The 22821-nt window shown below is 73.6% G+C and carries 19 protein-coding genes and 1 tRNA gene; 11 read left to right on the top strand and 9 right to left on the bottom strand.

Translation table 11 applies throughout. From position 1 onward, the window contains the following. Positions 1 to 48: 48 nt before the first annotated feature. The 6 genes from OU416_RS39605 to OU416_RS39580 all read left to right on the top strand — a co-directional run bounded on the left by OU416_RS39605 (position 49) and on the right by OU416_RS39580 (position 4865). Positions 49 to 537, top strand: a complete 489-nt coding sequence (locus tag OU416_RS39605) for a nucleoside deaminase (protein ID WP_270932242.1) — start codon at positions 49 to 51, stop codon at positions 535 to 537. Positions 538 to 851: 314 nt separating this feature from the next. Next, on the top strand, positions 852 to 2288 hold the full coding sequence (locus OU416_RS39600) for an NCS2 family permease (protein WP_270932241.1): 1437 nt from the start codon (positions 852 to 854) through the stop codon (positions 2286 to 2288). Positions 2289 to 2403: 115 nt separating this feature from the next. After that, positions 2404 to 2979, top strand: coding sequence for a nucleotidyltransferase family protein (locus OU416_RS39595; protein ID WP_270932240.1), 576 nt, complete (start codon positions 2404 to 2406; stop codon positions 2977 to 2979). 97 nt (positions 2980 to 3076) lie between these two features. After that, positions 3077 to 3337, top strand: coding sequence for a hypothetical protein (locus OU416_RS39590; RefSeq protein WP_270932239.1), 261 nt, complete (start codon positions 3077 to 3079; stop codon positions 3335 to 3337). Between the two features lie 118 nt (positions 3338 to 3455). Then, entirely contained in the window at positions 3456 to 4094 is a 639-nt protein-coding gene (locus OU416_RS39585) for a TetR/AcrR family transcriptional regulator (RefSeq protein ID WP_372907228.1), read from the top strand. Between the two features lie 54 nt (positions 4095 to 4148). Next, entirely contained in the window at positions 4149 to 4865 is a 717-nt protein-coding gene (locus OU416_RS39580) for an MOSC domain-containing protein (RefSeq protein WP_270932237.1), read from the top strand. A gap of 48 nt (positions 4866 to 4913) precedes the next feature. Here OU416_RS39580 and OU416_RS39575 read toward each other — a convergent pair whose 3' ends face one another. Next, complete coding sequence (locus tag OU416_RS39575; protein ID WP_093157736.1) at positions 4914 to 5135, bottom strand: DUF3618 domain-containing protein; 222 nt, start codon at positions 5133 to 5135, stop codon at positions 4914 to 4916. A gap of 151 nt (positions 5136 to 5286) precedes the next feature. On the opposite strand from OU416_RS39575, the gene OU416_RS39570 reads away from it, so the two are divergent. Then, positions 5287 to 5363 (top strand) — tRNA-Leu (locus OU416_RS39570). A 6-nt stretch (positions 5364 to 5369) separates the two neighbouring features. Here the strand turns inward: OU416_RS39570 and OU416_RS39565 are convergent. Next, complete coding sequence (locus OU416_RS39565; RefSeq protein ID WP_270932236.1) at positions 5370 to 6512, bottom strand: FAD-dependent monooxygenase; 1143 nt, start codon at positions 6510 to 6512, stop codon at positions 5370 to 5372. 97 nt (positions 6513 to 6609) lie between these two features. Between OU416_RS39565 and OU416_RS39560 the strand changes: the two genes are divergently transcribed. Both OU416_RS39560 and OU416_RS39555 read left to right on the top strand, forming a co-directional pair. Further along, positions 6610 to 6945 carry an ArsR/SmtB family transcription factor gene (locus OU416_RS39560; RefSeq protein WP_270932235.1) on the top strand — a complete coding sequence of 112 codons (336 nt, stop codon included), beginning with the start codon at positions 6610 to 6612 and terminating at the stop codon, positions 6943 to 6945. 49 nt (positions 6946 to 6994) lie between these two features. Then, positions 6995 to 7933, top strand: a complete 939-nt coding sequence (locus OU416_RS39555; RefSeq protein WP_270932260.1) for a sensor histidine kinase — start codon at positions 6995 to 6997, stop codon at positions 7931 to 7933. On the opposite strand, the gene OU416_RS39550 is transcribed toward OU416_RS39555, so the two are convergent. The 3 genes from OU416_RS39550 to OU416_RS39540 are packed head-to-tail and all read right to left on the bottom strand — an operon-like array spanning position 7930 to position 10969. Beyond that, positions 7930 to 9723, bottom strand: a complete 1794-nt coding sequence (locus tag OU416_RS39550) for an ATP-binding protein (protein ID WP_270932234.1) — start codon at positions 9721 to 9723, stop codon at positions 7930 to 7932. The genes OU416_RS39555 and OU416_RS39550 overlap by 4 nt on opposite strands. Beyond that, positions 9720 to 10394, bottom strand: a complete 675-nt coding sequence (locus tag OU416_RS39545) for a response regulator transcription factor (RefSeq protein WP_270932233.1) — start codon at positions 10392 to 10394, stop codon at positions 9720 to 9722. The genes OU416_RS39550 and OU416_RS39545 overlap by 4 nt, the downstream gene beginning before the upstream one ends. Next, on the bottom strand, positions 10385 to 10969 hold the full coding sequence (locus OU416_RS39540; protein WP_270932232.1) for a histidine kinase: 585 nt from the start codon (positions 10967 to 10969) through the stop codon (positions 10385 to 10387). The genes OU416_RS39545 and OU416_RS39540 overlap by 10 nt, the downstream gene beginning before the upstream one ends. A gap of 170 nt (positions 10970 to 11139) precedes the next feature. Between OU416_RS39540 and OU416_RS39535 the strand changes: the two genes are divergently transcribed. Together OU416_RS39535 and OU416_RS39530 are read left to right on the top strand one after the other, a co-directional pair. Further along, on the top strand, positions 11140 to 12966 hold the full coding sequence (locus OU416_RS39535; protein WP_270932231.1) for an Hsp70 family protein: 1827 nt from the start codon (positions 11140 to 11142) through the stop codon (positions 12964 to 12966). A gap of 131 nt (positions 12967 to 13097) precedes the next feature. Continuing rightward, positions 13098 to 13610 (top strand): sigma-70 family RNA polymerase sigma factor, encoded by a 513-nt coding sequence (locus tag OU416_RS39530; protein ID WP_270932230.1) that lies wholly within the window; start codon positions 13098 to 13100, stop codon positions 13608 to 13610. A gap of 132 nt (positions 13611 to 13742) precedes the next feature. Here OU416_RS39530 and OU416_RS39525 read toward each other — a convergent pair whose 3' ends face one another. The 4 genes from OU416_RS39525 to OU416_RS39510 all read right to left on the bottom strand — a co-directional run. After that, positions 13743 to 16766: an AAA family ATPase gene (locus OU416_RS39525; RefSeq protein ID WP_270932229.1), complete on the bottom strand. Its 3024-nt coding sequence runs from the start codon at positions 16764 to 16766 to the stop codon at positions 13743 to 13745. After that, complete coding sequence (locus OU416_RS39520; protein ID WP_270932228.1) at positions 16763 to 17581, bottom strand: hypothetical protein; 819 nt, start codon at positions 17579 to 17581, stop codon at positions 16763 to 16765. The genes OU416_RS39525 and OU416_RS39520 overlap by 4 nt, the downstream gene beginning before the upstream one ends. Before the next feature lie 11 nt (positions 17582 to 17592). Then, a complete protein-coding gene (locus OU416_RS39515) occupies positions 17593 to 20286 on the bottom strand; it encodes a hypothetical protein (RefSeq protein ID WP_270932227.1) in 2694 nt (897 codons plus the stop codon). Positions 20287 to 20351: 65 nt separating this feature from the next. Beyond that, positions 20352 to 22821, bottom strand: a 2470-nt coding sequence (locus OU416_RS39510; protein WP_270932226.1) for a toxin glutamine deamidase domain-containing protein, incomplete at its 5' end; no start/stop codon positions are given.

Below are 22821 nucleotides of genomic sequence, written 5' to 3'. Positions count from 1 at the left end.
AGCAACCCCCTCACACACCCCGGCACCGAACCGAAGGAGAGAACAACAATGTCCGTGGACGTCGCGACGAGCGCCGAGCAGGACTGGATGGCCCAGGCCATCGAACTGGCCACCACCAACGTGGCCGCGGGCGGCGGGCCGTTCGGCGCGCTCGTCGTCCGGGGCGGCGAGGTCATCGCCACCGGCACCAACAAGGTGACCGTCGACCTCGACCCGACCGCGCACGCCGAGGTCACCGCCATCCGCAACGCCTGCCGCGCGCTGGGCACCTTCAAGCTCGACGGCTGCGTGCTGGTGACCTCGTGCGAGCCGTGCCCGATGTGCCTGGCCTCGGCGTTGTGGGCGCGGGTGGACCGGGTGCTGTTCGCCGCCGACCGGGACGACGCCGCAGAAGCGGGCTTCGACGACCGCGCCTTCTACGACGTGTTCGAGAACCCGCAGGCCGAATCGCCTTCACCGGTGCAGCGAGTGGCGATGCCCGACCGCAACGCGGCCTTCGACGCCTGGCGGGGCAAGACCGACCGCGTCGACTACTGATCCGCCCCTGAACGGGGCAGACGCCCTCCCCTCACCTCAACAGCCGCCTTGACCAGCGGTTCCGGCAGCGACGACCGGGTCGCCCCGGAGCCCAGCGAGCGGGCCTCCACCACCGCTTCCGCCTGACGCGGAACCAGGCCCGCCCGCCATCCCGGAATCCTCACCGGGACAGCGAATTCCACTCACCAAACGCCCCAGCGCGAATTCGGCGGATTCCCGCCGGGCCCTCCCCTGCCCGGAAAACCGCCGGAGGAAACAGTCCGGGCGGCACTCAGACGTGCCGCACGGGGGCGCCCACCGGCATGGGAGGACTCATGACCCAGCAGCTGAGACCGGACAGAGCCGACGCGGAACCGTCCGGGTTAGACCGCTTCTTCCGCATCACCGCCCGCGGTTCGACCCTCTCCCGCGAACTCCGCGGCGGTCTGACCACCTTCGTCGCGATGGCCTACATCGTGATGCTCAACCCGCTCATCCTCGGCTCGTCAGCGGACGCCACCGGCGCCCAGCTCACGCCCGAGCAGCTGACCACCGCCACCGCGGCCACCGCAGGCGTGATGACCATCGTGATGGGCCTGGTCGGCAACGCACCGCTGGCCCTGGCCGCCGGGCTCGGCGTCAACGCCGTCGTCGCCTTCACCATCGCCCCCGCGATGACCTGGGCGCAGGCGTTCGGGCTGGTGGTGCTGGAGGGCATCGTCATCGTCGTGCTGGCCGTCAGCGGTGTGCGGGAGCGGATCATCAACGCCATCCCGGCACCGCTCAAGACCGCGCTGACCGTCGGCATCGGCCTCTACATCGCACTGATCGGCCTGGTCAGCGCCGGATTCGTGAGCCGGGTGCCGGACGCGGCCAACACCACGGTGCCGGTCCAGATGGGCACCGGCGGACATCTGTCCGGCGTGCCGATCGCGATCTTCTGCCTGAGCCTGCTGCTGATGCTGGTGCTGCTGGCGCGGAAGGTGCCCGGCGCGATGCTGATCGGCATCGCGGTCAGCACCGCCGTCGCGGTCGCGGTCAACGCGGCCTTCGGCATCGCGCCCGAGCAGTGGGGCACGATCGTGCCGGAGCTGCCCGACCACGTGGTCGGCAGCCCCGACTTCAGCCTGTTCGGCCAAGTGGACCTGTTCGGCGGGTTCGCGGCGGCGGGCGGCATCGCGGCCACCGTCTTCCTGTTCACCCTGGTGCTGTCCGGGTTCTTCGACGCGATGGGCACCATCACCAGCGTCTCCTCGGAGGCCGGGCTGGTGCGCGACGGCAAGGTCGAGGGCATGGGCCGGATCCTGGCCGTGGACGGCGTCGCCGCCGCGGCCGGTGGCCTGACCGGCTCGTCGCCGAACACCGTGTTCCTGGAGTCGGCCACCGGCGTCGCCGAAGGCGCGCGCACCGGGCTGGCGAGCGTGGTCACCGGGCTGCTGTTCTGCGCGGCGCTGCTGTTCACCCCGCTGGCCGCCGTGGTGCCCGCGCAGGCCGCCGCCCCGGCTCTGGTGATCGTCGGCGCGCTGATGATGGCGCAGGTCCGGCACGTCCCGTGGGACGACCCGGAGTACGTCGTCCCGGCGTTCCTGACCATCGCGGTCATCCCGTTCACCTACATGATCACCAACGGCATCGGCGCGGGCCTGATCGCCTACGCGGTGATCAAGGTGGCCCGCGGCAAGGCCCGCGAGATCGGCTGGCTGGTCGGCACCCTCGCCCTGGTCTTCGCGGCCTACTTCGCCATCGAAGCCGTCGAAGCCCTCATCGGGTGACGATTTTCCGCGGTGAAGGGCACCTTTCGCCAAGTTACTAGGCGAAAGGTGCCCTTCACCGTTCACCTGATCAGGTGGAAACGCGCGTTGGGGCCGGGTGGGTAGCGTGGTGGGGGTGGAGGTCGCGGGAGTGGTGCTGGCCGGCGGGGCCGGACGGCGGTTCGGGATGCCCAAGGCGCTGGTCGAGCACGAGGGGGCGTTGCTGGTCGAGCGGGCCGCCCGGGTGCTCGCGGACGGCGGGTGCTCGCCGGTCGTCGTGGTGCTCGGAGCCGCCGCCGACGAGGTGCGCGAGCGCGCCGATCTGACCGGGGCCGCGGTGGTGCTGAACCCCGAGTGGGACACCGGGATGGGATCCTCGCTGCGGGTCGCACTCGACGCTCTGACCAGCACTGATGCCGATGCTGCCGTGGTGCTTCCGGTCGACATGCCGGGCATCGGGGCGGCGGCCGTGCGCCGCGTCGCCGAGCTGGCGGGGCCGTCCGCGCTCGCCGCCGCCGCGCACGGCGGCAGGCGGAGCCACCCGGTGCTGCTCGGGCGCGAGCACTGGGCCGGGGCGCGGGCCGCCGCGACCGGCGATGCCGGGGCTCGCGGCTACCTGCGCGACCGCGAGGTGGCGCTGGTGCCCTGCGACGACATCTCCGCCGGGTTCGACGTGGACCGTCCCGAAGACCTGCCGCGAGCGGGCACGTAGAGTCGGCGGCCACGCGGGACCGGTCCGGGAACCGCGTCACCGCTGCCGGGCCGGGACGTCACACCAGCGCCCGAGAAAGCCAGAGCAGGAGGCGTCCATGGCAAACGGACACATCACCGCCAACTACCTGCCCGAAGGCGACGACTGGCTGGTCACCGTCACCACCGACGCCGATCAGCGCAGCGCCCGCGCCCCCGGCCTGATCGCCGCCCGCGACCAGGCCGACCAGCTCATCGAGCAGCTCGCGCCGAGCTCGGTCGGCAGGATCGTGATCCACCTGCTCGACGGCGACGGGTTCGCCTTCACCACCGCCTACCTCCAGGCCCGGCACGGCGTCACCGCCCAGCCCGGCGGGTGACCGCGCGGTGCGCCGCGAACGCGTGCACAGTGGACCGACACCCGCGAACGGCCTGCGCAGCAGCTCACGCCGTTCGCGGACCCAACCTCGACCCGGCCCGGAGCTTAGGATGACGGTCGTGAACGCGCCCACGAGCAGTGCACGCGAGGAGGAGACCTTGGCCAGCGCCGAGCAGGCCCGGCCGGTCGGCCGGGGGCGACCGCGGGACGCCTCCCGCGACGCCGCGCTGCGCCAAGCCGCGATGGAGGTGCTGTCCCAGGTCGGCTACCGGGCGCTGACCATGGACGCGGTCGCCGCGCACGCGCGCGCGGGCAAGGCCACCATCTACCGGCGCTGGGACTCCAAGCTGGACCTGGTCATCGACACCTGCACCCAGCTGGTCCAGCGCAACATCCCGGAACCCGACCGGGGATCGATCGAAGCCGACCTCGGCGACTTCCTGCGCAGCTTCGCCTCGTTCCTCACCGGTCCGGTCGGCAAGGCCGCCCAGGCGCTGGTCGGCGAGCTGCCGCACGAGCCCGAGCTGGCCGCCGCGTTCCGCGAGTCGTTCCTGCTCCCGCAGCGCGACGTCCTGCGCCGCCTCGTCGAGCGCGGGGTGCAGCGCGGCGAGATCCGCGCGGACGCACCGATAGACACCGTCGTGGAGATCACCGGGGCCTGCCTCATATACCGGCTGATGCTCACCGACGAGCCGCTCGACACCGGCTTCGTGGACCGGCTGGTTACCGAAGCGCTGCTGCCGCTGCTGCACGGCTGATCCGCTCCGCCGTCCGAGCTAGGGTGGAGCCCGGGCTCGGGAACGGAGGATCGGGTGGCGCTGGGAACGGTTGCGGAGCTCCATCGGTGGCCGGTGAAGTCGTTGCGCGGTGAACCGGTCCGGGCGGCCAGGTTCGACCACCGCGGCATGGCGGGCGACCGCGCTCACGCGCTGCGCGACGAGCGCCCGACCCGCGCGGGCAACGTCCTCACCGTCCGGCAGAACCCGGCCATGCTCGGCTGGGGCGCCGCCTACGGCGAAACGGCCGACCCGGCGGAACCGCCGCAGCTGCACGCCCCGGACGGCGCGATCTGGAACTGGCAGGACCCGGAGCTAGGCGATGCGCTCGCCGAGTCCCTGGGCATTCCGCTGAGCCTCCGCGCGGCCGACGGCCAGCAGGATCGCGGCCCGACCGTGCTGGTCACCTTCGAGGCGTCGCGCGCCGAGCTGGGCGAGGAACTGGGCGCCGAGGTCGACCTGCGCCGGTTCCGGACGAACCTGCACGTCGAGGCGGACCTGCCCGCCTTCGCCGAGGAGCTGTGGGAGCCCGGCGCGACGCTCACCGCCGGTGCGGTGGAGCTGGAGGTCACCGGCGACCACGCCGGGCCGTGCATCCGCTGCGCGGTGCCGAGCTGGGACGCCGCAGGCCGGGAGCGCTGGCGGGATCTGCAGACCCACCTGATCGGCCGCCACGACAACAAGTTCGGCGTCATCATGCGCGTCACCGCGCCCGGCGAGATCCGCCTGGGCGACCCGGTGACGACGAGCTGAACGCGGGCGGTGGGAACCCGCGGGCCCTGTCGGAAGGGCCCACGGGTCTCACCGGAACAGCTTGCGCACCACTACGACGGCGACCAGGGCACCGACCCCGATCAGCGCGTAGCGCACCCGCGGATCGTTGAGCTTCTCCTGCACGCTGGCCTTGCCCGCCTCGACGAACCGCTGCGGGTGCGCCTTCACGCTCAGCTGGTCCAAAGTGGTGGCAAGCGCTTCGCGCGCCTGCTCGATGTCGCGCTCGATGGCGTCCGGATCACGAGCCACGTGTCCTCCTCACCCATTCACCTGGCTGCTGACAACCGTAGAGCACCGGCGAACCGGCGACGCACCAGCGGTTGGCGTGTCGCGCACCGCACCACCCCGGACACACCCCGCAGACCAAGATCACCCCACCGGCTAGGCTGTCTCCCAGCTGGGGGCCGTAGCCCAATTGGCAGAGGCACTAGGTTTAGGTCCTAGCCAGTGAGGGTTCGAGTCCCTCCGGCCCCACCACCCGGTCTACCGGTTCACGGGTTCGCGAGAGGCGATCCGGTTCGTGCGGCCGACCGCGCGGGCCACCGCGTTGCGCACCGCGAGGCCCTGCCGGGTGCGGGGCACCAGGAGCCTGGAGAGCGGACCGACGCGTCGCTGCCGCGGGCCCACTTCACGGCGGAGCCGCGACTCGTACGCGGCGAAGGCGCGGGCGTGCTCACCGGGATGGGCGGCCAGCTCTTCCGCGAGGGCGTGCGCACCCGCCATCGCCATGCTGGACCCGTCGCCCAGCAGTGCCGTCGCCGCCGCCGCGTCCCCGACCAGCACGACCCGCCCGCGGGACCACGAGGGCATCCGGACGGTGGTCAGCGGGTCGAAGAACGGAGCCGGGTGCTCCAGGTACGCCGCCACGAGTTCCGGTGCCCGCCACCGCACGTCGGCGTAGGCCTCGGCCACGATCTGCTTGTGCAGGGCGGTGTTCTTGCGGTCGTGGGGCGCTGGCCGTGCGGCGCGGAAGGTGAAGATCGCCAGCGGAGTGGTCCGCGAGGGATGGACGACCAGCATCCGGTTCGGCGCGGTCAGCATCGTCAGCTCGCTCGGATCCTCGATGGCGTCGGGTTCCAGCGGGACGGTCGCGCCGTACAGGCCCAGGTCGCTCGCGAACTGCCGCTCGGGCCCGAACACCAGGCTCCGCACGGCGGAGTGCATCCCGTCGGCACCGACCACCAGGTCGAAGCGACGCGGCGCGGACCGCCGGAAGGTGACGTCGACCCCGCCTCCGTCCTGGTCGAGAGCGGTGACCGTGTCGTCGAACAAGAACTCGGCCTCGTCCCGCGCCGACCGGTGGAGCACCTCGGACAGGTCGGCCCGGGTCACCTCGACCGCCGGCGCCCCGCCGGAGGCGCCCGGGAGTTGCAGGATTCGCCTGCCGGCGGGGTCGAGCAGGGTCAGCGACCGGTTGCGGGTGGCGAGCCCGCGGAGCTGCGGGAGGACGCCCATGCGCTCGGCGACCGGGATCGCGGGCCCCTTCACGACGATCGCGCTACCACCGGAGCGCAGCTGCCGGGCCTGTTCGACGACCGTCGGCCGGTACCCGTTCCGGGAGAGCCAGTGCGCGAGCGCGGGCCCCGCGATTCCGGCTCCGACCACGAGCACCTCGGGCTTCTTCATGGCGAGGACCTCTCACGAGCGAAGGTACGATCAATTTCGTACCTCAGTAGAGCACGGGCTGAGGTACGATTCAAGTCGTACCTGAAGGAGGTGCCGCGTGGCCGGGACGGACCTGGTCGGCCCGGAGGCCGACGCGCTCGATCTGGGTGCGGTGTTGCGCGCCCTCGCCGACGAGCACCGCCGTTCGGTGATGACGGAGCTGGCCGCCGACCGCAGCGACGGCGAACGGGGCTGCAACTCGTTCAACCTGCCGATCTCGAAGCAGACCCAGACCCACCACTTCCGGGTCCTGCGCGAGGCGGGCCTCATCGACGAGATCGACTACGGCAACCGCAAGGGCATCCGGCTGCGGCGCGCGGACGTCGAGAAGAGGTTCCCCGGACTGCTCGCGCTCCTGGAAGCCGAGTCCCGGGGCGGCACCGCTGCGCGCTGAGCACGGAGCGGGGTGGACGTTCTCGTTCGGTAACGTGCTCGGGGTGCGGATGCGGGAGCGGCGTGCCGCCGAGGCCATCACCGCCCACCTCGGTCGAGGTGGGCGGGTTCTCGATCCCGTTGCGCTCGCCCAGGTCGTCGGCTCCGCCCTGGGGGCTTCCGGGTGCGCTCTCGTCATCGGGGGGCAGCGGTTCCAGTGGCGCGCTGGCGATTCCTGGGTCGAGCAGGACATCTCCTACGGCGGCTCGGTGTGCGGGGTGCTCGCCGCGGCTCCCGAGAGCGTTGGGCCGGTCGCGTCCGTTGCCGCGGTGCTCGGGGCTCCCGTCGCGATGATCCGGTTGGCCCGGGAGACCGATCACGCGCGGCGGGCCGGGGATTCGGCTGCGCGGGCGCTGGTCGACGACCGGTGGCGGGCCGCCGCCGAGATGGAGGCCGAGCGGCGCGGGCTGGAGCGCGATCTGCACGACGGCGCTCAGCACCAGCTGGTGGCGCTGCGGATGTCGCTGGCGCTCGCCGAGCACGCGCTCAGCACCGGGCAGGGCCAGGAGCACGTCGCGAAGCTGATGGGTCAGCTCGACGACGCCGAGCGGGTGCTCGTCGAGACCGCCGCCGGGATCCTGCCCGATGTGCTCGCCGCCGACGGGCTCGCCGCTGCGCTGCGCACCGAGCTGGCCCGGCACGGCGTCGTCTCGCTCGATCTCGATGGCTTGCGGCGCCGCTACCCGACGCCGGTCGAGTCGGCCGTCTACTACGTCGTGCTCGAAGCCGTGAACAACGCTCGCAAGCACGCCGCGGGGGCGCGGGTCACCGTCACCGCGTGGGACAGCTACGAGGGTTTGGCCTTCGCCGTCTCCGATGACGGACCGGGTTTCGCGGCGAGCACCGGCCTGCCCAACCTCACCGCGCGGGCCGCGTCGGTCGGCGGGGTCGTGGAGGTTCGCTCCGCGCCCGGCGCGGGCACCACCGTCAGCGGCGTCGTGCCCGTCTAGCAGGCCGTGCCCTTCGGGGCGAGCAGGCCTTCCGCGGTGCGCACCAGCACCTCGCAGGCCGCTCGGTCGCGGCTGCCGTTCGCCGGGTGCTCGGCGTGCGCGCGCCAGCGGGTCACCGCTGCTCGGGCCGCGGTCAGCACTTCCTCGTCGGTCGCGCTGGGCGGCAGGCCCAGCCTGGTGCGCGGGTCGATCCCGTCGGCGCCGAGCAGCCGGGCCGCCGCGGTGGCCGCAACGCGCAGGACACCGCCTCTTTCGAGGTCGTCGAGGAGGTCCAGCTCGGCGAACTCGTGGGCGTCGGCGCCCACCCGCTCGACCGCCCAGCGCAGCTGGTGACCGGCGGGCAGGCCGCGGACCAGCTCGCGCATCGCCACCACCGCCCGGCGCGCCGCGATGACCGGGCCGTGCGCGGCGAGCCTCGCCGCCAGCGACCCGACCGAACCGGATTCCGCCAGGACCACGCGGTTTCGCCCGGTCAGCAGCGCTTCGCGGAACTCCGGTGCGGCCGGGACCCGGCACAGGACGCCGTCCACGCCACCGCGCGGGTCGTCGTCGGCGCGGAGCTCCTCCGCCAGCTCCCGGTCCGCCGGGGTGTCGAAGACGATGATCGAGGCGAGCGCGCCGCCCTTGATGTCCCCGCCGGGGCCCACCACGGCGAGGCGCGGTGGCATGGTCAGCCGCTCCGCGACGGCGTCCCACTCCGCTCTCCCCGGCGCTCCGCCGACGGCGGCCTGCCCCTGGCGCACCAGTTCTCGCACCTTGCGGTAGACGGCGCTGCGCTCCAGCTCGGCCGGGTCGACGGCGGGCGGGGCCAGCTCGACGCGCTCCGCGAGCCGGACGGTGATGACCGCCGCGCCGTCGACGACCACGCACTCCATGCCTCCGCCCAGCACCGCGAGCCGCTCGACGTCCTGGCCGAGCGCGTAGCGCAGTTCCGCTTCGGCGGGCGCGCCCGGCGCGTGGATCCTGGCGCGCAGCGCGTCGTCGCGGCCGAAGGTCACCGTCAGCGGGTGCGCGGATGCCTTGCCCGCCAACAGGTTCAGCGCCGCCGCGACCGCGTGGTAGAAGCCCGACTCCAGCTGCCAGCCCGCCCGGCGGCCGAGATCGCCCTCGAAGCTGACCGCGCGCGGCAGCGTCGCCGCCAGCTCCTCCAGCGCCGCGCGCGGGCCGCGGTCGGGCAGCATCGCCGGGAACACCCCGCGCACCACCGACCGGAAGTCGTCGATGAGGTCCTCCAGCACGGCCGCGGCGCGTTCGGTGCCCTCTTCGGTGACCGCGCGCAACGACTTCCGCACCTCGCCGAGATCGCGCAGGGTCGTCGCGGTGATCGCCTGGACCAGCCGGTGCCGCTCCAGGTCCCGGACCCGCGCCAGCCGCGCGCGGGCGCTGTTCAGCTCCGCGTTCAGCCGGCGGGCGCGCTGGTCGGCTGCGGCGTGGTCGACGTGCAGGCGCGCCAGCTGGACCGCCACGTCGAGCCAGGCCGCGGTGTCGCGGAGCAGGGCGCGCGCCGCGTCGTCCCACTTGCCCGGGGCGATGACGAAGAGCGCACCGCCCGTCGAACCGACCTGCTCCGCGCCGACCGCGTCGGCGACGCCGGACAGGCCCGGCGGCCAGGACTCGACGACGACGTGGCTCCGCTCGGTCGGCACCGCGTAGGCGGTCTTCCCGCCGGTGCATTCCGCGAGGTTGCGGACGAGGGCCGCGGCCAGGCGCTCGGGCGGTTCGGCGGCGGCGATCTCGTGCGGCGGGCGGCCCGAAGTGGACAGCCAGCGCCGGACCAGCCCACCGCTCAACGCATCGACCCGTCGATCCGCTGGGCCTGCAGGTACGCGAGCACGGCGAGCACGCGGCGGTGGTGCACCGTCGCGTCGCCGGGCAGGCCGAGCTTGGTGAAGATCGCCGCGATGTTCTTCTCCACGGCCTTCGCCGAGATGTAGAGCTCCTGGGCGATCGCGTTGTTCGCGCGCCCCTCCGCCATCAGCCGCAGCACGTCGGTCTCCCGCTCGCTGAGCTTGCTGATCGCGCTGTCGGTCTGGGCCGCGCCGCCCTGCACCAGCCGGCGGGCCAGCACCGGTTCGATGACGATCTCGCCCGCGGCGATCCGGTCCAGCGTGTCGCCGAGCACCTTCACCCCGGCCACGCGCTCCTTGAGCCGGTAGCCGATCCGGTCCGCGCCGATCTCCAGCACCCGCATCAGGTAGTGCGTCTCGGCGTAGTGCGACAGCAGCAGCAACCCGACGTCCGGGTGCAGCGCGCGCACGCGCTCGGCCGCGACGAGCCCGCCGGTGGGGCCCGGCGGCATCCGGATGTCCAGGATCGCGACGTCGACCGGATCGGTGGCCACCGCGGCGACCAGCGCGTCCCCGTCCTCGAAGCAGCCCACGACCTCGTGCCCGGCGGCCTGCAGCAGCAGCACCAGGCCCTCCCGGAACAGGGCGCCGTCCTCGGCGATCGCTACTCGCACCGCAGCACCGCCCGGTGGGCCCGGCGGGCCGACCCGCCCGGCTGTTGATCGGTGATGCTCACCCGAACGATCCGACGTCCCCGCACCCGCACGCCCACTACGCTACCGGGCCGCAACGTGTGGAGGTGATCGGCGATCAGCAGACCGATCCGCGCCCGCGCCTGCCCGCCGAGCGCGGTCCGCGGCAGGTCGAGCAGCAGCCGCAGGTCGAGCCGCTCGGCGACCGCCCGCAGCCCCGGTCCCAGGCCCGCGCCGGCCAGCACCGGCGGGTAGATCATCGCCTCGACGCGGCGCAGGTCGTCCAGGATCCCGGTGACCCGGTTCTGGGCCGCCGCCACCCGTGCGGCGGCTTCCGCATCGCGGGTTGTGTCGGAGATCATGCCGAGTTCCAGCGCCAGCGCGGAGATCTCGGCCACCGCGCCGTCGTGCAGCAGGCGCTCCAGCTGGTAGCGCTGGCGGACGTTGGTGCGGCCGGGTGGCCGGATCGGCGTCGGCAGCGCTGCCGCGGACCAGCGGAACCAACGAACCAGGCGGTGCACCGTTGCCAGCGTCGTCGCGAGGCCGGCCTTTGACAAGGGTGCGGCCCCTCCGCAACGGTAGGGATATCCCCACCGTCGTGTCCCGAACCGCAATCAAGTCGCCTCGCACGATCAACCCGCGGCGACCGGGCGCGGCCTACATTGGGGGACGATCGTCCAGGCCTGCGGTTCGGTCGGACGGCAGCACGGGGTTCACAGGAGGTGGCGTGTCGTACGCGATGGGGATCGACCTCGGCACAACGTTCACATCCGCCGCCGTCGGCGATGCGGCGGGAACGAGGATGGTGCCGTTGTCCCGGGATATCGTCGTCCCGTCTCTGGCCTACCACGCGCCGGACGGAACTCTGCTGACCGGCGCCGCCGCAGCAGCGGCCGACGGTGATCCGGCGCGGCTCGGCCGCGGGTTCAAGCGCAGGCTCGGCGACCCGACGCCCCTGGTGCTCGGTGGCGCCACCTACTCGCCGAGCGCGCTGATGGCCGCGCAGCTGCGCGCCGTCCTCGACCAGGTCCGCGCGCACATGGGCGGGCCGCCCGCGTCGATCGTGCTGACCTGCCCGGCGATCTGGGGCCCCTACCGGCGGGAGCAGTTCGCCGAGGTGCCGCGGCTGGCCGGTGTCGAGAACGTGCAGGTGATCACGGAGCCGGAAGCCGCTGCCACGCACTACAGCCGGGAGCGGGCGCTCGGCGAGGGCGAGGTCGTCGCGGTCTTCGACCTCGGCGGCGGCACGCTGGACACCACCGTCCTGCGGATGCGCAGCGACGGGATGGAGATCCTCGGCACGCCGGAAGGCGTCGAGCACCTCGGCGGCATGGACTTCGACGACGCGCTGCTGGCCCACTTCGACGAACGCCTCGACGGGGCGATCAGCAGGCTCGACCCGGCCGATCCGGCGGCTGCCGCCGCGCTCGCGCAGATCCGCGCGCAGTGCGTGCGCGCCAAGATCGACCTGTCCACCGAGCCGGACGTGGCGCTCAACGTCGCGCTGCCGTCGGGACCGCGCGAGCTGACGATCACGCGCCAGGAGTTCAACGCCGCGATCCGGCCGTCGGTGGAGGTCGCCGTCGACGCGCTGCGCCGCACGGTGGCCTCGGCCGGGCTGCGGGGCGACGACCTGTCCGCGGTGCTGCTCGCCGGTGGTTCCTCGCGAGTTCCGCTGGTCACGCAGCTGGTCTTCGAGCAGTTCGACAAGCCGGTGCGGATGGCGCACCACCCGAAGTTCACCGTCGCCCTCGGCGCGGCGACGATCGGGACCCGCGCGCTCACCGCTCCGGCGCCGCGACCGGCGCAGGCCGCCGAGCCCGCGCGCAGCGCGCCGAAGCGCCGCCGCTGGCTGGTGCCCGCCGCCGCGGCTGCGGTGGTCGCCGCGGTGGTCGGCGGCGTCCTGCTCGTCAGCAACGGGCCCGACGTCAACACCGCGGCGAGCACCAGGGCCCCGGCACCGGAATCGTCCACTTCGGACGCCAGCGCGGTGCAGGGCGCCCGGGTGCCCGATCCGCTGCTGGTGTTCGACGACGACACCACCGGGCCCTACCGGGCCTTCATCGCCTCGCAGGAGAAGTGGGACGGCACCGAGGTGATCGGGCACAGCGCCGGCCACGCCGGGATCTCCGCGACCACCGGAAACGGGTTGCAGGTGCAGTGGAAGAGCGCCGAGGAGGCCCAGGTCTACCTGCAGACCGGCAACAACACCCGGGACCTGTCGTCCTACGCCGACAACGACGGAGCGCTGGTGTTCGACGTGGTGGTGAACCAGCCGCTGAGCGGTTCGGCGTCGGTCGCCACGCACTGCGGCTACCCGTGCGGAGCCGAGCTGGACGCCACCGGGCTCTTCCGCGGCCTGCCCGTCGGCCAGCAGGCGAAGGTCACCATCCCGCTGCGCTGCTTCACCGAGAAGGGCCTGGACCCGAAGCGGGTCAACACCGCGTTCCTGGTCTTCGCCCAGGGCCCGTTCGACGCGACCTTCCGCAACATCACCTGGGTAGCGGGCGCGGCCACCAGCCCCGAAGCCACGCCCTGCTCCGCGTTGTCGTAGTGCACGGGGGGTTATCCCTACCTGAGAAGGCGGGATAACCCCTTGAGCTGGAGGGACAAACCCAGCGACGGTTCCGCTCCGGGCCGCGACGCTTGCTGTCGTAGTCAGCAGGCGATACGGCGGGAGCGGCAATGCCCAGTGTTCAGCTCGAAGACGTGATGCGGGCCCACGGCGATGCTCTGCACGCATATGTCACACGTCTGACCAACGGCGATCGGTTCGCCGCCGAGGACGTCGTGCAGGAGACCTGGGTGCGGGCCTGGCGCAACCTGGACCGGCTCACCGAGAACCTGGGCTCGGTCCGCGGCTGGCTGCTGCGGGTCGCGCACAACATCGCCATCGACCAGCACCGCAGCCGCCGCGCCCGGCCGACCGAGGTCGGCCTGCCCGAGCAGGACCTGGAGTACGCGGCGGTGGCGCCCAGCGCCAACGACCAGGTCGAGACGAGGATCGTCGTCCGCGCGATGCTCGAAACCCTCTCCCCCGCGCACCGCGACACCGTGCTGGAGGTCTACTACGCCGACCGCACGGCGGCTTCGGCGGCCAAGGTCCTCGGCGTCCCGCCGGGCACGGTGAAGAGCCGCCTGCACAACGCCATGCGCACGCTCCGCGAATCGGTCTCCGCGCAGCCGCTCGCGGCCTGACCCCGGGGCGTTGCGACTTCGCCGGATCCGTTTCCCCTGTTCAGTACCCGTGAGTGTTTTGTGGTGCTATAGCCCCACAAAGCACTCACGGGTCTGTGGAGACCGAGCAACTCCCGCCGCCGTACCTGTGGTTCAGGCTCCGGCCGTGCGGTGCTGGGGGCCGGGGACGTCTTCGGGCAGGAGCAGGCAGAGGTCGTCCATCGTGGGTTCGGTCAGGGAGCGGGTGCGGCGGGCGTGGTGGGCGATCGTCTCGTCCAGGACCTGGCGGGCGTAGCGGCCGTTGCCGAAGGACTCGCCGCGGCTCATCGTCGCGAAGTGGGTGCGCAGGGCCGCCACCGTCGGGCCGGTGCACTCGTAGCCGGTGTCGGTGGCGTGCTGGTTGACGATCGTGACCAGCTCGTCGGGCGTGTAGTCGGCGAAGCGCACGCGGTGCGAGAACCGGGACGACAGACCGGGGTTCGCCGCGAGGAAGCCCTCCATCTCCCGCTCGTAGCCCGCCGCGATCACCACCACCTCGTCGCGGTGGTCCTCCATCAGCTTCACCAGCGTGTCGATCGCCTCGCGGCCGAAGTCGTTGCCACCGCCCTTGCTCGACGACAGCGTGTAGGCCTCGTCGATGAACAGCACGCCGCCGCGCGCGCGGTCGAACGCCTCGGTCGTGCGGCGCGCGGTGTGCCCGATGTACTCGCCGACCAGGTCCGCGCGCGCGACCTCGGTGACCTGCCCCTGGGCCAGGACGCCGAGCGCGGCCAGCAGCGAGCCGTAGAGGCGGGCCACCGTCGTCTTGCCGGTACCGGGCGGGCCCGCGAAGATCAGGTGCCTGCTCACCGACGGCACCGGCAGCCCGGCGGCCTGCCTGCGCCGCGCCGAGGTGAGCAGGTCGACCATCGCCGACACCTCCGCCTTCACCTCGTCCAGGCCCACCAGCGCCTGCAGGGTGCCGAGCAGCTGGTCGATGCGCTCCTCGTCCACCCGGCCCGCGCCCGCCCCGACCGAGGAACCGGGCAGCGGGCCGAGGTCCTCCGGCAGCAGCCTGGTCAGCGCGACGTGCCCGGCGTCGAGGTCGTCGGCGAGCCGGTAGGCCTGGCGGCCGAGCATCTCCTCGAACACCTTGCGGGCCGTGCGGCCGTTGCCGAACGCCGCGTCGCGCGGCAGGTTCGTGAAGTAGGCGTGCAGCGCCGCCCTGGTCTCGAACTCCAGCCGGTAGTCGTGCCCGCGGCACAGGCCCTCGACGATGGTGACCAGCTCCGCCGAGGAGTAGTCGGCGAACTCGATGGTGCGGGAGAAGCGCGAGGACAGCCCCGGGTTCGCCGCGAGGAACGAGCGCATGTCGTTGGTGTAGCCGGCGACGATCACCACCACCTCGTCGCGGTGGTCCTCCATCAGCTTCACCAGCGTGTCGATCGCCTCCCGGCCGAAGTCCGGGCCGCCACCGCCGTTGTTGCCCGCCGACAGCGTGTAGGCCTCGTCGATGAACAGCACGCCGCCGATCGCCTTGGTGAACATCTCGGTGGTCTTGATCGCGGTGCCGCCGACCACCGATGCGACCAGGTCCGGCCGCGCCACCTCGACCAGCTGGCCGGAGCGCAGCACGCCGAGCGCGGTGAGGATCCGGCCGTAGAGCCGGGCCACGGTGGTCTTGCCGGTGCCGGGTGCGCCGGTGAACACCAGGTGCCGGGACAGCGGCGGCGACGGCAGGCCCGCAGCCGCCCGGCGCTCGGACATCTGGTGCAGCCGCACCAGCGTCTCCACCTCGCGCTTGACGCCGTCCAGGCCGACGAGCGCGTCCAGCTCCGCGAGCAGGTCGTCCAGCTCTTCGGTGTCGCCGGGCTCGACCGGGGCCGGTGCCGGGGCCGCGGCGGTCTCCTCGACCAGCGCCGGGACCTCGCCGCCGGGCAGCCGGACGTCGGTGCCGAGGTTGCGCTCGGCGGCGCAGCCGCTCACCTCCACCGGCTGGTCGGACTGCACCGCGATGCCGTCGCCCAGGTTGTCGCGCACACCGCAGCCGGTGATCGAACCGTCGGCGTGCCCGCGCCACACCACGCCGGTCTGGCACTCGCGCACCTCGCCGCCGTCGACGACCAGCCGGGCCTGGTCGGTGGCGAGCAGGCCGGTGGCCGCGGTGCCGACGACCGAGGTGTCGCGCACGGTCACCGCGGCCTGCCGCTCGACCAGCACGCCGTTGCCGGCGCCACCGGTGATCTCGCAGGCCACCAGCCGGATCGTGCCGTCCGCACCGGCGACCACGGCGTCGTGGCCGGTGCCGGTGAGCACGCACTCGGACAGGTCGGCGGTCGATCCCTCCAGGACCTGCACCGCGTGCCCGCGCGCTCCGTCGACGGTCACCCGCTCCAGCTCGACGGCCGATTCCTGCACCACCACGACGGCCTGCGCGCTGGTGCCGAGCAGCCGGCAGTCGCGCAGCACCGGGCGCGAACCGCTCGCCGACAGCACGCCCACACCGTCCACAGCGGACACCTCGGTGCCGGTGACGATCAGCTCGCTGCGCTCCTCGACCACGATCGCGGTGCCCGCGATGTCGCTGATCCGGCAGTTGCGCAGCTCGCCGCGCCCGCCGTCGGCGGCGAGCACCGCGCCCTTCGCCTCCGTCACCGCGCAGTCCACCAGCACCGGGACGCCGCCGGAGCGGGCGACCACCGCGGTGGTGCTCACGGAGGTGATCGTGCAGCCGGTCAGCTGGGCCGCACCGCCGTCGAAGGCCAGCACCCCGGCACCACCGGGATTGCGCACCGTCGTGGTGTCGGCGCGCAGCTGGGCGCCGCGGCGGACCACGACCGCCACCTCCGAGTCCGCCGCGACCTCGCACTCGCCCAGGTGCAGCGCACCGGACTGCAGGTCGACGGCCACTTCGCCGTCGGAGTGCGCGAACTCGATGCCGGAGACCTCGGCGTGCTCGGCGGTCACCCGCAGCACCGGGGTGCCCGCCGCCTCGATCCGCACCTCGCCCGGCGAGCCGGAACCGGACAGCGTCACGTCGCGGTCCAGCACGATCGACTCCGGGTACACGCCGGGCCGGATGGCGATCACGTCGCCGTCGCGCGCCGAGCTGATCGCGTCGCCGACGGTGCGGTAGCAGTCGGGCTCGGTCGGCGAGACGCCGAGCACCGAGCGGACTCCGGACATCCTGCTCGTCACGATGGGCCCTCCTGGGGTGTCAAGGCCGCGCGCACGCGGTGGCGGGCCAGCGGGGTCAGGCGGCCGCCCGGCCTGCCCGCCAGCGCGTGCCCGGCCAGCTCCGCATCGGGCGCCAGCTGGTAGCGGTCGAGGTAGTACTTGGCGGCGTCCGACCACACCCAGGTGCCGTCGGAGCGCAGGCCTGCGGGCACCGCTCGGGTGCCGGTGAACACGTCGAGCATCAGCACGTCCGCGCTCAGCACGACTTCGCCCGCGGTGAGGAAGTCCAGCAGCCGCCTGCGCTCGGCGGGATCCACCACGAGCTCGTGGCCGGGGTCGAACCACGGCCCGGCGGCGGTGGCGCCGTCGAACGTGCGGGCCACCCGGACCTCGGGGCCCGGCGCCGCCGACCACAGCAGCGTCGCGGCCAGCAGCGCGTCCTCGTGGTAGCCGGGCAGGACGTCGTCGGGCGCGAACACCTCCACCCGCGGTGAGTCCGCCAGGCCCGCCAGCGCGCGGTGACCGGCGGTGGTCGCGGCCGTCAGGTCGCCTTCGGACTGGATCAGGTAGACGCGGTCGGTGCCGCCCCGGGTGGTGGCCCAGCACGCCTGCGCGCCGGGCTCGGCCCGGATCGCGGCGAGCACCGCGCCGTCGGCCTCCTCGTGGCCGTCCGGTTCCGGCGCGAAGGTGTGCTGCTGGGGTTTCGCGTCGCCGAGCAGGGCGAACAGGCTCTCGAGGCGGGTCTCGTCGGCGGCGGCGTGCGCTTCGCGGGCGATGGCCAGCCAGCCGTCCGGCGCCCGACCGGCCAGCGCGAGCAACTCCTGGTGCTGGATCACCGGTTCTCCTCTCAAGCCGCCGGGAGCGGGCCGAACCACCTGCTGGTGGCCTGCTGGTCAGCGATGCCGGCCCGCGCGGCAGCGGCGGCGCGGAGCCTGGTGAGCGCCGCGTCGCGGGCGGTTCCGTCCTCGGCGAGCAGGATCCGCTCGGACTCCACGGCCAGCACCCGCAGCTTCGTGTGCCCGGAGAGCACCACGTCACCGCGGTGCGAGATCGGCTCGTCGAGCAGCCCGTCCAGCCTGCGGCCGGTGGTGGTCCAGATCAGCGCCTCGGCCGGGCCCACCGGTTCGGTGCCCGCCGCCGGGGCGGCGACCACCGGGGTGGGCAGCCGGAGAACGGACTCGGGCCGCACCGCCGTGTCCGCCGGGATCCCGCGCACCACGACGGTGCGCACCGTCGGCAGCCGGCGCAGGCCGTCGGCGAGGCAGACGTAGAAGTCGGCGTCGTACTCGCCCGCCGGGTCGTCGGCGAACACCCGGACCACGGCGAGCTCGGCCAGCAGCGCGGCCCGGTCCTCGGAGGCGAACCGCATGCCGGGCCGCTCGGAGAGGAGCCGGGTGACCGCGCGGGTCGCGACGTCGTAGCGGGAGCCGAGCGCCGCTCGCATCGCGCGCCGCTGCTCCGGCGTGCTGCGCACGTCCTCCGGCACTTCCACGGCCTGGGCTGCCGGGAGGTCGCGCTTCGGCAGCAGCCCGGCGACCGACTTGGCGGCTGGTTCCACTGTGGACTTGGTGCTGGCGGGCAACGTGCCGACCGCTGCCGGTGGGGGCGGCACCGCGCTCGCCGAACCGATCGAGCGGAAGTCCCGCGAGCTCGTCGTCGCGGGTATCGCCCTGCTCGGCTCCGCCGGGAGCGCGCTGGTCCTCCGGTCGTCGGTGGCCTCCGGCTGGGCCTTGCTGTCGTCGTTCGCGTCCGGCTGCGCTGCTGCGTCGGCTCTCCGCTCCTCGGTGACCGCCTGCGGCTCGGGTGCCGTCGTCTCGGTCGGCCACACCGGTTCCGCCTCGGCCCGTGCGGGAGCGGTGTCGAGCTGACCGATCCACGGCGGCTGGCCACCGGCCGGGGCCGAGCGCGGGTGTCCCCACAGCGGCGCGTTCGCTGCCGGGGGCGGAGCCTGCACGACTGGCGGCGCCTGCTGGGCGGAAGCGGGCTGGGCGGAAGCTGCCTGCTGAGCCTGGATCGCGTGCGGTGCCTGCACGATCCGCGGCGCGGGAGCGGCGATCGGGGGCCACGTCGGGGCGGGTGGGCGCGGCGGTGCCGGGGGTGTCGGCTCCGGCCGGGTCGGTTGCAGCGCCTCCGGCAGCTGGATCTGCTGCTGCACCGGCGCCGACGAAGCCGGTCGGGCCGGGGGCAGCTCGGCGGAGACGTCCGGGAGGTCGCGGGCGTTGTTCTTCGGGGCGGGCCGCGCGGGCACCGCGAGGATCGGGGCGACGGGCAGGATTCGCCCGTCGGGTGTCACCATCACCGCGCCCTTCGGCGGGGCCACCGGTGCGGCGCTCACCTGGCGCGGCGCGGGGCGCTCGGGGGCGGCCTCGATGCGATCCGCGGCCTCGACACCGGCCAGCGCCGAAGGGTCGACGACCGGGACGATCCGCAGGCTCTCCCGCGCGGCGGCGGGGAGTTCGCGCACCAGGTGGTCGAACGCGGCCAGGACTTCCGGCGGCACCGCGCGCTCGGCCGCGAAGACGACGTCGGCCGTCGGGCCGGGATCCGCGGCCGTGATGGCCTCGTCGAGGTGCACCGCGTCCGGCCGCACGACGAGTCCGCGCGGCACCACGTCGACCCGCCAGCCCTCGATCAGCCGGTAGGACCCGGGCTCGACCATCGCCAGGGACGCCGGAGCCAGCCAGCGGTCCAGCACCGGCGGGCCGCCGTCGCGGTACACGCTCTCCACCGCGAAGGGCTGCCAGCGGACCGCGCCCTCGGCGTCGACCTGCACCAGGCCGTCGTCGCCGGGCACGCCGTGCGCCACCCGCACCGGCGCGCGCAGCTCACCGGCCACGTCGCGGATCAGCTCACCACCGCCGAAGCCGTAGCAGGCCAGGACCGCCCGGTCCCGGCCCTCGTCGGGCAGCGCGCGCAGCACTTCGACCACGGACTCCGCCGCGGGCGGCGGCTCTCCCGGCGCGCCGAGCACCACGTACATCCGGTCCGGGTCGGGCGTCCGGCGCAGCAAGCGGTCATCGGGCCGGGGCGAGGTGCCGGGCCGTCGGAGCCACAGGCCGGCGGGCACGTGGACGAGGTGGTCGGCCGGGTCCGGCAGCCCGTCCTGCCACCACGGTGCGGGAAGCCGGGCGCCGATGCGGGTGCGGCGGCCGTCCGGCCGGAACGACACCCAGCCCGGGCTCGGGCCGGGCACGAACAGGCTGCCGTCGCCGAGCGCGACGGGATCGCCATCGGGGGCGGTGATCTCGACGCCGAGCCGTTCGGCGAGCAGCTTCGCGGGCGGCAGCGCACCGTTGTCGCCCATCGCGCCGAAACCCGGTGCCACCACGCACAGATCGCCGCGCGCCTCGTCGGCGAGATCCGCGGTGACCCACGGGTCGAGCCGCTTCATCGCGTCGAGCGCGGAGGTGCCGACCACCACGAAGGTGCGATCCCGCTTCGGCGGCAGGTTCGCCGCCAGCAGCACGGCGGCGCCGTCCGCGTCGAGCCGCCCCACGACCAGTGCGTGCCGAACGCGCTCCACGGTGATCGACTCGTCCACTCCGCCTCCTCCGCTCTCCGGAGAACACGGCTGCACGACCCGCGGGAGTTCACCGCAGCGGTGGTTCAGCTCTCGGCAGCGCCGACCCGCTCCGGGCGGCCTCGGGGTGGGAACTTGAGCTCTTCGAGGCCGGGCGGCGGCTCGTCGTCCGGTTCCGGGGGTTCGGCGTCGGGGCCGATCACCAGGGCGATCAGGTCGCGGTTGGTCAGGGCGGCCAGGTCGGCGGCGAGTTCGGCGGTGATGGCCGCGCCGACCAGGCGCAGGCCGCCGAGGCTCGGGACCAGGCGGCCGTTCGTGCCGGGCACCGGGATCTCCTCGCCCGCCGCGGCGGCCCGGCGCATCTCGTGGGCCAGCTGCGCCCGCTCGTGCTCGGCGGTGGCGTAGGCGTCGGGGTTCGCAGGCGGTTGCGGCGCCGGTGCCGCGTCTTCGACGTAGTTGCCGTCGGCGTCCAGCGGAGTCGCGTAAACCCGGTCCAGCCAGGAGAAGCCGTCCGTGGTCGCCGGCCGGACCGTGCCCGCCTGAGCGTCCACGATGGACACCTCGCCGTGGTGGTTGACCACGTTCCACGCGTGTCCCCCACCGCTGCGGGGAAAGCCGACCACCAGCGCATCCGCACCGTGCCCGGCCCGGGTGACCCGGTCGATCACCTCGGCCAGCCCGGACGGGCCCTGGCTGAACAGCTCCGGCGCGTAGCCGAGTCCTTCCGCGGCTGCCGTGCCCGCGCTCCGCGGCACCCCGTTCGGCGCCGCACCGGCGACCCGCGGGTTGCCCTGGTAGGTCTCGTGGAACGCCAGCGCGGCGTCGACGCAGTTGACGTCGCGCCCCTGCTCCGATCGCGTCCCGTTGATCAGCTCGACGAAGCTCGCCGGGTCGGCGAACCGGGTGCCCGGCGGCACCGCCGCGAGGAGCTGATCGGTGTCGCTCTGCGCGGGCGGCACCAGGCGCTCCGGGAGCGGCCGCTGGTGGGACGGCTCGTAGGTGGTGGCCGGGCCGTCCTCCTCGAACTCCTCGCGCGACCGCTTCCGCGACTCCGCCGGAGGCTCACCCGCGACGACATCACCGGCCGCAGGAGCAGCAGCAGCGCGGCGATCCACCGCCCCGGCAACGGAATCCGCGTTCTGCGCGGACGGTTCCGAACCACCCGTGGTGACGTCCACCGGGTTCGCCTGGTCGTCCTGCGCATCCGGTCGGCCTTCCCGCACCGCGTCGCCGAGCACCTGGTACGCCGTCGGGATGTCGCCGGTCTGCTGCTCGTGGCGCTTCGGCCGGGTCTGCTCGAAGGTCTGCGGGTCCTGTTCGAGGAGCTTGTACGAGCTGTACTCCGCGAGGTTGTCGAAGGCCTCTTCCTTGAACGACTCACCGAGCGTTCTGCCCCGCTCCCCGAACGGGCCGTCGGCGCCGAGCGAGACGCTCGCGAACCGCTGCTGCCACTCCGCGCGCTGCGCGCTGCGCTCCGAGTTCCAGTTGTCCGCGTACCACTCCCAGAGCGTCCGGGCGTCCCGGTAGGCCAGCGGCACCGCGGCCTGCGAGTAGGTCTTCTGGACGTCGCCGCTGTTGATGTCCTGGTGCATCGCCAGCGCGTGGACCTGCACGCCCGGGCCGAGGTGCTGCTGGAGGTAGAACTGCGCCGCGACCAGCGAGAGCGCGCTCTGGGTGTAGTCGATCAGCACGATGTTGCGATCCGGCGTGCCGACGAACTCCCGGAAGTGCTCGCGCAGCATCTGCCACTGCGCATCGGACAGGGGCGTGGTGTCGACCCCCGGCCGGTCGAACACGCGGTCCAGGATCGAGTTCAGCTCCGACGGCGGCCCGGGGCGGAAGCTCGACAACGGCACCGAGACCGCCTCGTGGCCGAGCGATTGCAGGGCCGCCACCACCGGGGCCGGGCTGCGACCCAGGCCCACGTAGCTGTACTGGTCCGGCGGGTACTGGTCGGTGACCCAGGTCGCCAGCTCGTCGACCGCGGTGACGACCTCCTGCTGCCCGGCCAACCACGAGTCGCGCCGCCGCTCGCGGAGATCGGCGATGAACTCGTCGCGCTGGTCGAGGCCGTACTCCTTGCGCACCCCGTCCGGCCCGTACAGGTGCTCGTGGAGGACGGTGCTGCCCAGCCCGTCGGTCAGCAGCGCGAGATCCGGCGAATCCGAGAACCACTTCTTGACCATGAAGGGGGTCATCCCGGCGGTGCTGCCGTCGTCGAGGCGGAAGACCGCGCGCTCGGACGGCTGGTCCGCGACCCACACCTGGCGGCCGTCCTTGAGGGCCTCGATGTCGTACCGGCCGCCCTCCCGCTCGCCCGGCCCGGGCCGGAACTGCTCGACCCGCTGGGCGTCGGTGGGGCCCGTGAAGTCGGATTCCGCGTCGTAGTACTCGGATTCGGAGTCGCTGGGCTCGCTCGTCAACGCGGTGTCCGGCCTGGTCCGGGCCGCAGGCGGTGGCGCACCGATCTCGTCCGTGCGAGGTGGCGCGACGACGGGCGGGGGCGTGCTGCGCGCGGTGGTCGAGCCGTCCGGGCTCGCCTGCCCCGGCCCGGAC

It is taken from the genome of Saccharopolyspora indica, from assembly GCF_027853965.1.
GTDB classification, from domain to species: domain Bacteria; phylum Actinomycetota; class Actinomycetes; order Mycobacteriales; family Pseudonocardiaceae; genus Saccharopolyspora; species Saccharopolyspora indica.
Note: the sequence above shows the minus strand (reverse complement) of the source record. Positions and strands in the feature narration are given on the sequence as shown.